The organism is Micromonospora sp. NPDC003944 (genome assembly GCF_053605225.1).
The window spans coordinates 75,402-89,336 of sequence record NZ_JBSGIV010000013.1; the positions used below are offsets into that span (position 1 = coordinate 75,402).

The window sequence follows — 13,935 nt, forward strand, 5'->3', positions numbered from 1 at the left end:
GACGTTCCTCGTCGCCAAGCGTACGTGCCGTCAGGGCACCAGCCCCCCGGGGATGACGGAGCTGCGGCGGGCCTCCCACTCCAGGAAGCGATCGGTCTCGGCGAGCACGCTGCCGGCCAACCAGGTGACCATGACGGCGTCGTCGGCCAGCCCGAAGATCGCCAGCGGGATCTCCGGGAGCAGGTCGATCGGCGAGACGATGTACGCCGTCGCCGCGGTCATCAGGGCCAGCCGGAGGCCACCGTCGTACTCCCCCTTGGTGGTGGCTCGGATCATCCGGGGCAGCGCGGCCAGCCGGGTGCCGATCGACGGCCCGTTGCGCGACCCGGCCGCGAGTGCCCGCGCCAGGGCCGTGAATGCCGCGCTGCGCTTCAGTGTCTTACCCATCGTCGCGCTCCTCTCCGCCGGATCATCGTGGCGGGTCGGCGCAAGTCGACCGGCCTCTCCCACCCAGGTACCCCGTCGCGTCGGTTTCCAGGCACCCGGGTGCCGTCACGACGACAGCGGGTTGTCGTGCCCGCGCGATAATGTCGCGGTATGGGGGTGGCACGTTCCGTCGTACCCGGTAGCGAGCGCTGGCGGCAGGCCCGGCGCGTCGCGCTGCTGGCAGCCATCGGGACAGGCGCCACCGCGGCAGCCGCGGTGGCGACCGGCGGGGTCTTGCTCGGCCAGGCCCGCCAGGCCCGCCGCACCATCCCGATGGCCGAGGCGCCGCCGCCGCGCTGCGACGGGATGTACGGTGCCAAGTTCCCCGGTCCGGCGCTCACCATGGTGGTGCTCGGTGACTCGTCGGCGGCCGGTTACGGGGTGCACCGCAGGCGTGAGACACCCGGGGCGCTGCTCGCCACCGGCCTGTCCCGTCGACTGCACCGACCTGTGCAGTTGCACCGCTTCGCGGTGGTCGGCGCCATCTCGGCGGCGCTGCGCCACCAGGTGGAGGCGGCCCTCGACTGCCGACCCGACATCGCGGTGATCCTCATCGGCGGCAACGACATCACCAACCGCACGCCGCGTGGCCTGGCGGTGCGTTATCTGATCGAGGCGGTGCACACGCTGCGCGACGCGGGGTGCGAGGTGGTCGTCGGCACCTGCCCCGACCTGGGCGCGATCCGTCCGATCCAGCCGCCGCTGCGCTGGCTGGCGCACCGCTGGAGCCGCCAACTCGCCGCCGCCCAGACAGTGGCGGTGGTCGAGGCGGGTGGCTGGACGGTCTCCCTCGGTGACCTGCTCGGCCCCCGGTTCGCGGCCGAACCGACCCGGATGTTCGCCTGGGACCGGTTCCACCCCTCCGCCGAGGGATACGCGATGGCCGCCGCCGCGCTCCTGCCGACGATGCTCTCCGCTCTCGGCGCGGTCCCGGAACGACGGGCTACACCGACGCGCGGCGACGGCGTACGGTCGCTGCCAGAGGCCGCGCAGGAGGCGGCTCGCCACGCCGGCACGGAGGTCAGCGGCGTCCAGGTTCGGGGCCGCGACCGAGGGCCGGCAGGCCGGTGGGCGCAGCTGCGCCGACGGGCGTTCTTCGGTGTCGGTGCGGTGCCGCAGCACGGGTCCGCCTCGGACACCTCGACAGTGGAGGGACTGGCATGAACGAGCGCAGCGCGCGGAGCGTGACCTCCGGCCTCGCCGGCCGACTGGGCCGGGCGGCGGCGTTCTCGCTGCTCGCCGGCACTGTCGGGGGCGCCGCCGTGCTCGCTGGTGAAGCGTTCGTCGCCCGGCACCGACGCTACGCCCAACCGGAGCTGGGCCTGGCCCTGCGCGCCACGATCGGCCGGGCCGGCGCCCCTCCGCTGCGACTGGTGCTGCTTGGCGACTCGTCGGCCCTGGGCGTCGGTGTCGACCGTCTGGAGGACACCATCGGCGGGCAGTTGGCCAACCTGCTCGCCGAGGGCCCGACCGGCCGCCGGGTGCACCTGTCCAGTGTCGGCGTCTCCGGGTCCCGCTCGACGGACCTCGCCACCCAGGTGGCCCGCGCCCTGCTCGGTGAGCGGCCCGACGTGGCGTTGATCCTGATCGGCGCGAACGACGCCACCGGGCTGCGTCGACCGTCCGAAGCGGCGGCCTATCTCGGCGCGGCGGTGCACCGGCTGCGTGAGGCGCGCGTCGAGGTGGTGGTGGGCACCTGCCCCGATCTCGGCGCGGTGCGAGCCATCGCGCCGCCGCTGCGCCAGGTGGTCGGCTGGTCCGGGCGTCGGGTGGCCCGCGCGCAGACCACTGCCGTGCTCGAGGCGGGCGGCTCGGTTGTCGACCTGGCCACCGAGACCGGGCCGGTGTTCCGGGCCGACGCGGGGACGCTGTGCCAGGACGGTTTCCACCCTTCCGCCGACGGCTACCGGGTGTGGGCACACGCGCTGCTGCCCGCTGTCGTCGCTGCGGCGGCGGCCACGACCCGGCGCTAGATCGCCCGGGCCGGGGTGACATTTCCCGCCGCGCCGGCTTCTTCCGCGCCATGTTACCGACGGGTTAACGTTGGTCCATGCCGATTGAGTCGTCCCGCGACGCCGTCATCGTCGCCACCGCCCGCTCCCCCATCGGCCGGGCGCACAAGGGGTCCCTGCGCGACGTCCGCTCCGACGACCTCACCGCGACAATCGTCCAGGCCGCGCTGGACAAGGTCCCCGCGCTCGACCCGACCACGATCGACGACCTCTACCTCGGGTGCGGCCTACCCGGCGGTGAGCAGGGCTTCAACATGGCCAGGGTGGTGTCCACCCTCCTCGGTCTGGACACTGTTCCCGGCGCCACCCTGACCCGCTACTGCGCCTCCTCGTTGCAGACCACCCGGATGGCTATGCACGCGATCCGGGCCGGCGAGGGCGACGTGTTCGTCTCCGCCGGGGTGGAGATGGTTTCCCGCTACGCCCGGGGCAGCTCCGACGGGCTTCCCCCGGAGGCGCAGGCCCTGGTCGGTGGCGGCTGGGAGAACCCCCGCTTCGGGTCGGCGGGCGAGCGCTCGAAGCGCCGCGCGCAGGGCGACGCCGAGGTGTGGACCGACCCGCGGGAGGCCGGCGAGCTACCCGACATCTACCTGAGCATGGGGCAGACCGCGGAGAACCTGGCCCAGGTGTACGACGTCACCCGCGCCGACATGGACGAGTTCGGCGTACGCAGCCAGAACCTCGCCGAGAAGGCCATCGCCGACGGCTTCTGGGCCCGGGAGATCACCCCGGTCACCACGCCGGACGGCACCGTGGTGAGCACCGACGACGGGCCCCGGGCCGGCGTCACCCTCGACGCGGTCGGCGGCCTGAAGCCGGTGTTCCGCCCGGACGGTCGGATCACCGCCGGCAACTGCTGCCCGCTCAACGACGGCGCGGCAGCCGTGGTGGTGATGAGCGCCAAGCGGGCCGAGGAACTCGGTCTCACCCCGCTGGCCCGGATCGTCTCGACCGGGGTGACCGCCCTGTCGCCGGAGATCATGGGTCTGGGGCCGGTCGAGGCGTCCCGGCAGGCGCTGCGCCGAGCGGGCATGACCATCGACGACGTCGACCTCGTCGAGATCAACGAGGCGTTCGCCGCGCAGGTCATTCCCTCCTACCGCCAACTGGGCATCCCGGAGGAGAAGCTGAACGTGATGGGCGGTGCCATCGCGGTCGGCCACCCGTTCGGCATGACCGGCGCGCGGATCACCGGCACCCTGCTCAACGCACTGGAGTGGCACGACAAGACCATCGGTCTGGAGACCATGTGCGTGGGCGGTGGCCAGGGCATGGCCATGGTGCTCGAACGGCTCAGCTGAGCCGGGTCGCCCTCAGAGCGCGCTGCGGGTCGCCGTCACCTCGGCGGCGGCCCGGGTCAGCGCCTCGGCACCCGGGTCGGCGGCCAGCAGGTCCGCCGTGACCACCCGCAACTGGTCGGGCAGGGCCAGGTCGTTGTCGAGCCGGGGCACGACCCGGCGGGGCTCCCCCTCGGCGTCGGCCGCCAGGTTGGCGACCTCCTGCACCAGGCGGTGCACCAGGTCGGCGCGGGAGACGTTGCCGACTGTCGCGACCGCGGCCCAGCGGGGCTGCTGCCAGTGCGCGATCTGACGGACCAGCAACTGCACGGTCTTGTCCAACTCCGCTGCGCTCATCGCCGCCGAGTCTACGGCCGACACCCACCCCGCCGGGTCCGGCCGGTCAGCGGCGCAGGTAACTGAGCAGCCGCAGGATCTGCCAGTAGAGGAAGACCAACCCGGTGAGCAGGCCGAACGCGCTCAGCCACGCGTACCGACGGGGTCGACCGTCGCGCACCGAACGCTCGACGAGATCGAAGTCGAGGATGAAGCTGAACGCCCCGGCGATGATGGCCACCACCGAGAAGGCGTACGGCAGCCAGCCGACCTCCCCGCTGACGCTGTAGACAGCGAGGCCCGCGCGCCCGGTGATCAGGTACGACACCAGGTTGACCACGCTGAGCACGGCGATGCCGAGCAGGGTGCCGATCACCAGGCGGGCCAGTCGGGGCGTCGCCCGGATCACCCGGGCCCGGTAGAGCGCCGCCATGCCGAGGAAGACGCCGAACGTGCTGGCCACCGCCTGCACCACGATGCCCGGATAGACCTGCTCGAAGGTCCGGCTCGCCACCCCCAGCAGCAGACCCTGGAGGACGGCGTAGCCGACGATCGGCACCGGGTTCGTGATCCCCCGCAACGAGATGACCAGGACCAGCGCGATCGAGGCGAGCGCGCTGCCGGCCAGCGCCGCGCCCAGCCACACCGCGTCGGGGATCACCGCCCAGGACACCGCCGCGGTCGCGCCCGTCACGAGCAGCAACCCGACGGTACGGACCACCACGTCGTCGACGGTCATCGGCTCGACGTCACGGGCACCGAGCACCCGGGCCTCCACCCGGCCGGTCTCGTCCAGCCGCCTGAGCACCGGGTTCTCGCTGCGCACCGCCGCCTCCTCCGCCCGCGTACCCCTCGCAGTCACTCTCCCCCGGGCGGCCCGGTGGCGGCGGGAAAACGGCGCGGACGACGGCGCCCGCCCCCACCAGAGCGGGAGCGGGCGCCGGTCGGCAGTGCGGACGAGGTCAGTCGTCGCCCTGGAAGTAGCTCAGCAGGCGCAGGATCTCGATGTAGAGCCAGACCAGGCTGACCAGGATGCCGAACGCGGCCACCCAGGAGTAGCGCTGGGGCAGGCCCATCCGGACGCCGTCCTCGATCTCCTTGAAGCTGAGCACGAAGCTCAGCGAGGCGACCACGATGCACACCAGGCTGAAGCCGATGGCCAGCGGGCTGCCGTCGCGCAGGCCGGTGTTGACGCCGAACAGCGCCAGCACCAGATTGATCATCATGACCGCGAAGAGGCCGGTCATGACCGCGATCATGCCCTTGACGAAGGCCCGGCTGGCACGAATGACCTTCGCCCTGTAGAGCATCGCCATCAGGAAGAAGATGCCGAAGCTGGCTGCGGCGGCCTGGAGCACGATGCCGTCGTAAGCCGTCTCGAACGCCTTGCTGACCATGCCGACGAAGACGCCCTCGACGACCGCGTACGCGATCACGAGCGCCGGGTTGGCCATCCGGGAGAACGAGATGATCAAGCCGAGGACCAGGCCGACCACTGCCGCGCCGATCCAGGCGGTACCGACCAGCGCGTCGGGCACGAGCACCCAGGCAGCGGCGGCGGTGATGCCGAGGATGCCGAGCAGAGCCACCGTCTTGACGACCACGTCGTCGACGGTCATGGGCGCCACGGTCGGCGGCGCGGCCGGGTAACCGGCCTGGGACGGGTACTGCTGGGGAATGCCGGGCTGTCCGTACGGCCCGGCCGGGGCGTACCCGGCGGAGCGCTCCCGCTCGGCCGCCTGGCCGAGCCGGGCGAGCACCGGGTTCGAGGTCTTCACTGTCTGGCCTCCCTCAGGGGGTCGTTTGCACGTGAACGTGCCCTCCAAGAGTAGACGGCACACCCAAGTCCCGGAGATCACGGATGAGAATGTGTGAACCGACCGGTGCCCGGGGCGGGGGTCGAACCCGCACGCCTTTCGGCAGCCGCTTTTAAGGCGGCCGTGTCTGCCTTTCCACCACCCGGGCGAGTGGCACCGGCGCGCCGACACGCCTGGTGCAGTGTCACCGTAGCCGGTCTACGGCGACCCGGCGTACCCCGTCGGCCTGGCCACATTAGGGTCGATGCCGTGAGCAGCGCAGCCCCCACGGCCCCCGACGCCGCCCCTGAGCAGGCATTCCGCCTCGCCGATCAGGCCAACCGCCGCCCCCGGGCCACCCGGCTGCTGGCCGCCGTCCGCCGACACCGGGCGGACCTGCTGGCCGCTCTGATCTTCGCGGTGCTTGCCGGCTGGCTCACCCACGGGCTGTGGCCCGACCCGGGCAGCCGCACCCTGGCCCTCAACCCGGAGGACCAGACCCTCTACGAGTGGTTCCTGGCGGTGGACGCCCGCGCGCTGCTCGGTGACTTCGACCTGCTCACCGACCGGCTCAACGCGCCCGACGGCGTCAACCTGATGGCCAACACCACGGTGATCGCGCTCGGCGTCCTCTTCGCGCCGGTCACCCTGCTGCTCGGCGCACCCGTCACCTTCGCACTGCTCGCCGCCGCCAACCTCGCCGGCACCGCACTCGCCTGGCACCTGCTCTTCCACCGGACACTGCGCGCCCGCCGGGTGGCCGCCGCACTCGGTGGCGGGCTGTGCGGGTTCGGTCCCGGCATGGTCTCCCAGACCAACAGTCACCTGCACATGACCGCCCAGTGGCTGGTGCCGGTGATCGTCTGGCTGGTCGTCCGGCTGCTGCGGGCGTCCGACCCGGGGCCCGCAGCACCCGACCGGACCGGCCGGAGCCGGGCCGTCGGACCGGACCGCCGACGGCTGTTCACCTCCGCGGCGGGGCTGGCCGGCGCCGTCACCGCGCAGGTCTTCATCGGCGAGGAGGTGCTGTTCCTCGCCGCGATCACGCTGCTGGTGATGGCGATCGGCTACGCCGTGGCGGACCGGGACCTGGCCCGCCGGGCGCTCCCCGGGTTCGCCGGTGGGTTGGCGATCGCCGCCGGGCTCGCGCTCCTGGTGCTCGGCTACCCGCTGTGGTTCCAGTTCGCCGGGCCGCAGGGCGTAGCCGACGGGATGTTCACCCCGGCCTACTTCTCCGCCGACCTGGCCAGTTGGTGGGCGCTCTCCCCGCTGTCGGTGGCCGGCAGCGACGAAGCCGCCCGGCTGACCACCGGCCCCGCCGAGTACAACACGTTCCTCGGCTGGCCACTGCTGCTGGTCGCCGCGGTCTGCGCGGTCTGGGCCGGGCGACGCCGACTGGTCTTCGCCTGCGTCGTGGCGGGTCTGGTGATGGCGGCGCTCTCGCTCGGCCCGGAGGTGGTGCTCGGCGGCACCAAGACGGCCATCCCCGGTCCGTACGCCCTGATCGGAGGGCTGCCGGTGGTGGACGGCGCGTTGCCGATGCGGTTCGCGCTGGCGTTGCTGCCGATCGTCGCGACGCTGCTGGTGCTCGCGGTCGACCGGGCCCTGCGCAGCTCCGGTCGCGCCCGGCGGCTGGTGCCCCTGGCCGTCGGGATGGCACTACTGCCGATCTTCCCGACCCCCCTGCCGACAAGCGGCCGACCGGCCGTGCCGGAGTTCATCACCGGTGGCCACTGGCGGCAGTGCGTAGCCCCAGGGGGAGTGCTGGTGCCGGTGCCGCTGCCCACCCCCAAGGAGCCGTGGCCGATGCGCTGGGCGACCGCCGCCGACGCCGGTTTCGGGCTGCCGGAAGGCTTCTTCATCGGCCCGTACGGAAGGGGCGGCACCGCGGCGATGGGCACCTTCAAGCAGCCCACCTCCGCGCTGCTTGCGGATGTCGCCCGGCGCGGCGACCAACCGGCGATCGGCGACGAGCAGCGCCGCCAGGCGGCCCGCGACGCGGACTTCTGGGGCGCGTCCTGCGTGGCGCTCACCGACGACGCCCCCCACGCCGAAGCGCTGAAGGCAACCCTGGAAAACCTCTACGGCCCGCCCACCCGCGTAGCCGACGCCTGGACCTGGCGCGTCTGATCACGCCACAACCCCGTCGATCTTGCACTTTCTGCTGGGACAAGATGGGCCAGAAGGCGCATCAAGGCATCCGAAAGTGCAAGATCGACGGGGTTGGTTGGTCGTGGGGCCAGCTACACGCGGGGCGCGCCGACGGGCTGGGAGGCCTCGGAGAACTCCTCGCGCGGGTCGTGCAGCTGGCCCAGGGCGACCACCTCACGCTTGAGGACGAACGCCAACGTCCAGTCCACCACCACGCGGACCTTGCGGTTGAACGACGGGATCCGGCTCATGTGGTACGTCCGGTGCATCACCCACGCCGGCCAACCGGTCATCTTGATCCCGTACACCTGGGCCACGCCCTTGTGCAGGCCGAGGCTCGCCACGCTGCCGACGTGCTTGTGCTTGTAGTCCACCGGCTCGCGGCCCCGGATCACGGCCGCGATGTTGTCGGCCATCCGGGCGGCCTGGCGCACCGCGTGCTGGGCGCTCGGCGAGCAGAAGTTGCCCGGCTCCTTGGTCAGGTCCGGCACGGCGGCGCAGTCACCGGCGCTCCAGGCACCCTCGAGCACCTGGTCACCGTCGACCACCTGAAGCGTCGGCAGGCAGGTGATCCGGCGACGGTCGTCACGCGGGAAGTCGGTCGCGTCGAGCATCGGCGACGGCTTCACACCGGCCGTCCAGACGATCGTGTCGGAGCGGAAGCTGTCACCGTCGGAGAGCTTGACCACCCCGTCAACGCAGGACTCGAGCCGAGTGTCCAGCCGGATGTCCATGTTCCGCTTCAGCAGCTGCTGCACGGTGTAGGCACCCATGTCCCGGTCGACCTCGGGCAGCACCCGCTGGGTGGCCTCGACGAGCACCCAGCGAACCTCGTCCTGCTTGAGCTCCGGGTAGTAGCGCAGCGCGTCGCGAGCCATGTCCTCCATCTCGGCGAGCGCCTCGATGCCGGCGTACCCACCACCGACGAAGGTGAAGGTCAGCGCCGACCGACGTACGTCCGGATCCGGCGTGGCGGCCGCCACGTCGAGCCGATCCAGCACGTGGTTACGCAGGTAGATCGCCTCGCCGATGGTCTTGAACCCGATGCCCTGCTCGTGCAGGCCGGGGATCGGCAGGGTGCGGGAGACCGAACCCGGGGCCACGATCACGTGGTCGTAGGTGATCTCCCGGGCCGGGCCGCTGATCGGCTGCACGGTGGCCACCTTGCGGTCGTGCTCGATCCGCGTGACCGTACCGGCCACCATCTTGCACCGGCGCAACTCCCGCCGCAGCGGCACCACGGAGTGCCGCGGGGAGATGTTGCCCGCCGCCGCCTCGGGCAGGAACGGCTGATAGGTCATGTGGGGCTGGGGGTCCACCACCATGACCTCAGCCTCACGGGAGCTGAGCTTCTTCGACAGGCGCAGGGCGGCGTACAGACCGACGTGCCCGGCACCAACCACAAGGATCCGCTTCGGATTCACGTTGTCTATCTTTCCCCGGCCGGCTCAGGTAATCCCGCTCGCGCCCCCCATCTGTGACGGAGCACAACCCATGTGACCTGCGTAACCCTCATGTCGCAGCGGTCACCGCCGGCGCAGCAGCCACCCCAGCAACGCTGCCGTCCCCACCGCCACCAGCAGCCCCAGCACGGTGACCCACTGGTATCCGGCGCCACCACCCGCCCCCGCCGCCTCCAGCAACACCACGCCGAGCACGGCGGCACCCAGCAGCACGGCGGCCGACCGCACCAGCCAACGCGTGATCAGCTCAGGGTCCACCACCGCGTCGTACGGCAACAGCGCCGCAAGCGCGCAGAGGGTGTGAGCCAGGTAGAGCAGGGCCGCGACGGCGAGCAAACGCCAGAGGGCCACCGGGCGGCCGTACCCGTCGGTGGCGAGCAGCCAGCCGCCGACCGTGACCAACGCCGTGAAGGTCGCCCAGATCCGACGCGGTCCGATCGCCGGCAACAGGGCGGCCGCCGCCAGGAAGAGGATCGGCCGGCCGGAAAGCACCTCGGCGGGGAACGCCAGGGCGAAACCGGCGAGCACGATGACGAAGATCGCGCCCCGGACCAGCAGCGGGGCCACGCTGATGCGAGCCACGGCGCCCTGCGCCGCCCGCACCCGCCCCATGACGGCGTTCACCTGCGCGTGCCCCCGTTCACCGGCCACCCACCCTTGGTGCCGTCGCCAACCGGGCCACGTCCCGCAGCACCAGGTCCAGGCTGCCGGCGCCGGCCCAGCGCACCACAGGCACGCCGTGCTCCCGGAGCTGCCCGATCATGATCTCCCGGTCCAGGCGCCACAACCGGTACGCCACCTCGGCCCAACCCCGGTCCTTCGGCGACGCCAGGTCGGTCGGCAAGGTGTCGACCGCCACCACGAACCGTCCACCGCGAGCCAACCGGGCGAGCATCTGCGCCGACCGTTCGTCAAGCAGCGGGGTGAGCACCACCACCAACGCGTCGGAGGAGAGCAACTGCGGGCCGAAGACCTGGTCGTACGGCTCGTGCGCGGACGCGTGGACCCGCACGTCGAGCAGCCACTCCAGGACGGTCAGGTACTGCCGCCGCCCGGCTGCCGGCCGGAGCCGACGGGCTGCCGGCCCGTACTCCAGCAGCGAGACCCGGTCACCCCGGTGCAGGTAGTGCTCGGCGATCGCCGCGGTGGCCCGGACGGTGGTGTCCAGCACCGAGGCCGCGCCGTCCACCCCGCCGGAGCGGCCCGCCTCGGCCAGCACGTCGAGCAGCACCACCACCTCGGCGTCCCGGTCGGAGAGGGTGGCGGCCACGTGCAGCTGCCGGGCCCGCAACGACACCCGCCAGTCGATCCGGCGCAGCCGGTCCCCGGGGGCGAAGACGCGTACGCCGGCCAACTCGCCGCCCTCGCCAGGTCGACGGGAGTGGTGCGCGCCGACCAGACCGGCGGCACGGGGCATCGCCTCGACCGCCTCGAACGGCTCGGTACGCGGGTACACCCGCACCCGGACCGGCTCGGAGATCACCGCCCGGGAGACCAGCAGACCGCCAGCTGTGGCGACCCGGGCACCGGCGGGGCCGACCGGGTGCCGGCCCCAGCGCAGCGCCTTGCCGGCCAACTCCAGGTCCACCGCGGCACCGATCGGCACCGAGGTGACGAACGGCCGGTCCGCCGCGGACCGACGCCCACCGCTGACCGGAGCCGTCGTACCTGTCGCCGGGGAGGCGGTCGACTCCCCGGCGTCGACCGTCAGGTTCTCGGCGAAGCCGGCCCGCTCGATCCGCAGCCACGGCGACACCCGCGACCGCATCACCACCAGGTCGTAGTCGACGGTGTCCGGGTTGCCCACGCTCACCGCCGCCGTGACGTCTCCTCCCTCGACAAGCGGCCCGCCGTCACCCTGACTGATCCACACCTGCGGCAACGCCGTGGGCCGTCGGCGCAGCGCGTACGCGGTGCCCAGCGCGAACGGGGCGGCAAGCACGATCAGGTCCACCCGACCCAGCAGCACACCGGCCACCAGCAGCAGGCCGGCGAGCAGCACCGCGCGGCCGAGCGCCGGGGTGGGCGCCCAGCCGGCAGCCGGTTCCGCTTCGGTGGCCGTCGGCACGGTCGGTCCGGTCATCAGTGCCGGGGCCCGCCGGCGGCGTAGCTGGGCAGCGCGCCACTGGCCGGGGCGGGAGTCGCCTCCAGCACCTCGCCCACCACGAACGCCGGGTCGACCCGGCGCAGCCACATCTCCGGGCGCAGGGTGATCCGGTGTGCCAGGGCGGGCGCCGCCACCGACTTGACGTCCTCCGGCACCACGTAGTCCCGTCCGCCGAACACCGCGCGGACCCGGGCCAGCAGCAACAGCGCCAGCGAACCGCGAGGTGAGGCGCCGACCAGCACCGACGGGTGCTCCCGGGTGGCCGCGGTGAGCGACACGATGTAGCGGCCGATGGAGTCCTCCACCACCACGTCCTCCAGGGCGGCCTGCATGGCCCGCAGCGTCGCCGCGTCGACCACCGCCTTGATGTCCGCCTCCTCCCGGCGACGGCCCATCCGGCGGCGCAGCACCTCCCACTCCTCTTCGTGCTGCGGGTAACCGAACGAGACCCGCAGCAGGAACCGGTCCAGCTGCGCCTCGGGCAGCGGGTAGGTGCCCTCGTACTCGATCGGGTTGGCGGTGGCAAGGACGTGGAACGGCTCGTCCAGCTTGTAGGTCACGCCCTCCACCGAGACCTGCTTCTCCTGCATGGCCTCCAGCAGCGCGGACTGGGTCTTCGGCGGCGTCCGGTTGATCTCGTCGGCGAGGAGCAGGTTGGTGAAGACCGGGCCCGCCCGGAAGGTGAAGTCGCCGTTGCGCTGGTCGTACAGGAAGGAGCCGGTGACGTCGGCCGGGAGCAGGTCGGGGGTGAACTGCAACCGACGGAAGTCCAACCCGAGGGCCTGGGCGAACGAGCGGGCGGTGAGCGTCTTACCGAGCCCCGGCAGGTCCTCCAGGAGCACGTGCCCGCCCGCGAGGATGCCGGCGAGGACCAACTCCAACGCTTCCCGTTTGCCGACCACGACGGTGCCGACCGCGTCCAGGACCGCCCGAGCCAGGTGCCCGACCTCGGCAGGGGCAATGCTCCGGTCCACGTCGTTCATCAGATGCTCTCCAGTTCGGCGACGATCACCGCGAGGTCGCGCGGCGACGGGGTGCGGCGAGGCGGGGTCTCCAGGAACGTCCACAGCCGGTCACCCAGCAGGACGCGAGCGCGGGCGGGATCCGACTCACGGGTGACGCCGTGTTTCAGACGCATCCGCTCGTCGGCCAGCTCACCGAGCCGGGGCAGGACCGTGCCGGTGAACCGTTCGGGTCGGGTCGAGGACCAGTCCAGGGGCCACTCCCACCTGTTGATCGCGCTCCGCAGCGCGTCCCGGGCACCCCAGTTGTAGCTGCCGTCCTCCTCGCCCGCGCCGACCCGGCCACCGCCCGGCGGCGGGGGCGGAGGCGCGAGGAGGGCGGTGACCCGGCGCACCGCCAGTACGGCTAGCACCCCGGCGATCAGCACCGGCAGCGAGACCTGGAGACCTACCGCGCGCAGACCGACGAGCAGGACCGCCACCAGCGCGGCGGCCCACGCGAGCATCCGCAGCACCGGACGCCACCGGGAGTCGCGCGCCTGCGGACCCGCCGGCGCCGCCTCCTCCTCGAACGCGAGCAGGTCGTCGATGCTGGTGCTGCTCATGAGGTCACCACCGTCGTCAGCTCTCCACGCAGCCGGCCCAGCGCGGCGCGGGCCTGGTCCCGGGTGCTCTCACCGACCGGGTGCGTCGCGTACCGAGCCTCCCGGTAGACGTGCGCGAACTCGGCCAGCACGTCGGCGCTGGCGATTGCTGGCACGCCCGCCTCCGGGTCACCCTGTAACAGTCGGCTGACCAGGTCGGTGGGGGTGTCCCCGGCGAGCCTCGGCACACCGGCGGCGGCGGCGGTCTCCTCCAGGCGCACCCAGCAGGCGATCACCGCCACCCGGGGGTCGGTGTCCCGGTCGTCGAGTTCCACCAGGCCGGCGTCGAGGGCGGCGACCACCTCGCGGGCGGTGCCCTCGGCGGTACGACGGGCCCGCTGCGCCGGCAGGGCCCGGGTGGTGCGGCGCATCGCGCCCCGGATCAGGACCCAGCACAGGTAGCCGAGTGCCGCGAGGATGGCCAGCCCGAGCAGGGCCACCGCGACCGTGCCGACCCACTGCGGAATGTGCGCCTGGGTGGCCTCGCCGGCGTCGCGCGGCTCGATCGGGATGGAGGGTGACGGTTCGACGGTCGGGTACTCGGGCACCCAGGGCACGTTGTCCGCCGCCGGCGGGATCCGACTGGCCCCGATCGACGAGTGGGCGGACGCCAGCGCGGCAACGCCGAGCAGGACGGCGATCGCGCCGACCGGCCACCACCGACGGAGCAGGCCGAGCACCGGTCGCAGCACACCCGGCTCGGTGGACGGTACCGGCGTGGGCGGGCGTGTTCCGTCTGTCATCGCCACCACCCCACGCGT

At 72.7% G+C, this 13,935-nt stretch carries 13 protein-coding genes, 1 tRNA gene and 1 pseudogene; 4 read left to right on the plus strand and 11 right to left on the minus strand.

The window, feature by feature from the left end:
• Positions 1–30: 30 nt before the first annotated feature.
• Entirely contained in the window at positions 31–387 is a 357-nt protein-coding gene (locus tag ACWER9_RS09180; protein ID WP_452301312.1) for a YkvA family protein, read from the minus strand.
• Between the two features lie 150 nt (positions 388–537).
• Between ACWER9_RS09180 and ACWER9_RS09185 the strand changes: the two are divergent.
• From ACWER9_RS09185 to ACWER9_RS09195, 3 genes and pseudogenes are all read left to right on the plus strand, one after another.
• Positions 538–1,601: pseudogene (locus ACWER9_RS09185) on the plus strand (SGNH/GDSL hydrolase family protein); the annotation flags it as partial.
• Positions 1,587–2,399, plus strand: a complete 813-nt coding sequence (locus ACWER9_RS09190; RefSeq protein ID WP_452301356.1) for an SGNH/GDSL hydrolase family protein — start codon at positions 1,587–1,589, stop codon at positions 2,397–2,399. The pseudogene ACWER9_RS09185 and the gene ACWER9_RS09190, both read left to right, overlap by 15 nt.
• 77 nt (positions 2,400–2,476) lie before the next feature.
• Complete coding sequence (locus ACWER9_RS09195; RefSeq protein ID WP_452301313.1) at positions 2,477–3,739, plus strand: acetyl-CoA C-acetyltransferase; 1,263 nt, start codon at positions 2,477–2,479, stop codon at positions 3,737–3,739.
• A gap of 12 nt (positions 3,740–3,751) precedes the next feature.
• On the opposite strand, the gene ACWER9_RS09200 is transcribed toward ACWER9_RS09195, so the two are convergent.
• The 4 genes from ACWER9_RS09200 to ACWER9_RS09215 form a co-directional block, all read right to left on the minus strand.
• Positions 3,752–4,072: a hypothetical protein gene (locus tag ACWER9_RS09200; protein ID WP_452301314.1), complete on the minus strand. Its 321-nt coding sequence runs from the start codon at positions 4,070–4,072 to the stop codon at positions 3,752–3,754.
• A gap of 46 nt (positions 4,073–4,118) precedes the next feature.
• A complete protein-coding gene (locus ACWER9_RS09205; RefSeq protein ID WP_452301315.1) occupies positions 4,119–4,877 on the minus strand; it encodes a Bax inhibitor-1/YccA family protein in 759 nt (252 codons plus the stop codon).
• A gap of 136 nt (positions 4,878–5,013) precedes the next feature.
• On the minus strand, positions 5,014–5,829 hold the full coding sequence (locus ACWER9_RS09210; protein ID WP_452301316.1) for a Bax inhibitor-1/YccA family protein: 816 nt from the start codon (positions 5,827–5,829) through the stop codon (positions 5,014–5,016).
• A 106-nt stretch (positions 5,830–5,935) separates the two neighbouring features.
• Positions 5,936–6,016, minus strand: a tRNA-Leu gene (locus ACWER9_RS09215).
• A 101-nt stretch (positions 6,017–6,117) separates the two neighbouring features.
• On the opposite strand from ACWER9_RS09215, the gene ACWER9_RS09220 reads away from it, so the two are divergent.
• Complete coding sequence (locus ACWER9_RS09220; RefSeq protein ID WP_452301317.1) at positions 6,118–7,977, plus strand: hypothetical protein; 1,860 nt, start codon at positions 6,118–6,120, stop codon at positions 7,975–7,977.
• Between the two features lie 113 nt (positions 7,978–8,090).
• Here ACWER9_RS09220 and ACWER9_RS09225 read toward each other — a convergent pair whose 3' ends face one another.
• From ACWER9_RS09225 to ACWER9_RS09250, 6 genes are all read right to left on the minus strand, one after another.
• Positions 8,091–9,422 carry an NAD(P)/FAD-dependent oxidoreductase gene (locus ACWER9_RS09225; protein ID WP_452301318.1) on the minus strand — a complete coding sequence of 444 codons (1,332 nt, stop codon included), beginning with the start codon at positions 9,420–9,422 and terminating at the stop codon, positions 8,091–8,093.
• Positions 9,423–9,524: 102 nt separating this feature from the next.
• Entirely contained in the window at positions 9,525–10,085 is a 561-nt protein-coding gene (locus ACWER9_RS09230; protein ID WP_452301357.1) for a hypothetical protein, read from the minus strand.
• Between the two features lie 16 nt (positions 10,086–10,101).
• Positions 10,102–11,544, minus strand: coding sequence for a DUF58 domain-containing protein (locus ACWER9_RS09235; RefSeq protein WP_452301319.1), 1,443 nt, complete (start codon positions 11,542–11,544; stop codon positions 10,102–10,104).
• Positions 11,544–12,551 carry an AAA family ATPase gene (locus ACWER9_RS09240; protein ID WP_452301320.1) on the minus strand — a complete coding sequence of 336 codons (1,008 nt, stop codon included), beginning with the start codon at positions 12,549–12,551 and terminating at the stop codon, positions 11,544–11,546. Before ACWER9_RS09240 ends, ACWER9_RS09235 begins: the two co-directional genes overlap by 1 nt.
• Positions 12,551–13,135 (minus strand): hypothetical protein, encoded by a 585-nt coding sequence (locus tag ACWER9_RS09245; RefSeq protein WP_452301321.1) that lies wholly within the window; start codon positions 13,133–13,135, stop codon positions 12,551–12,553. Before ACWER9_RS09245 ends, ACWER9_RS09240 begins: the two co-directional genes overlap by 1 nt.
• On the minus strand, positions 13,132–13,917 hold the full coding sequence (locus ACWER9_RS09250; RefSeq protein ID WP_452301322.1) for a DUF4129 domain-containing protein: 786 nt from the start codon (positions 13,915–13,917) through the stop codon (positions 13,132–13,134). Before ACWER9_RS09250 ends, ACWER9_RS09245 begins: the two co-directional genes overlap by 4 nt.
• Positions 13,918–13,935 lie beyond the last annotated feature (18 nt).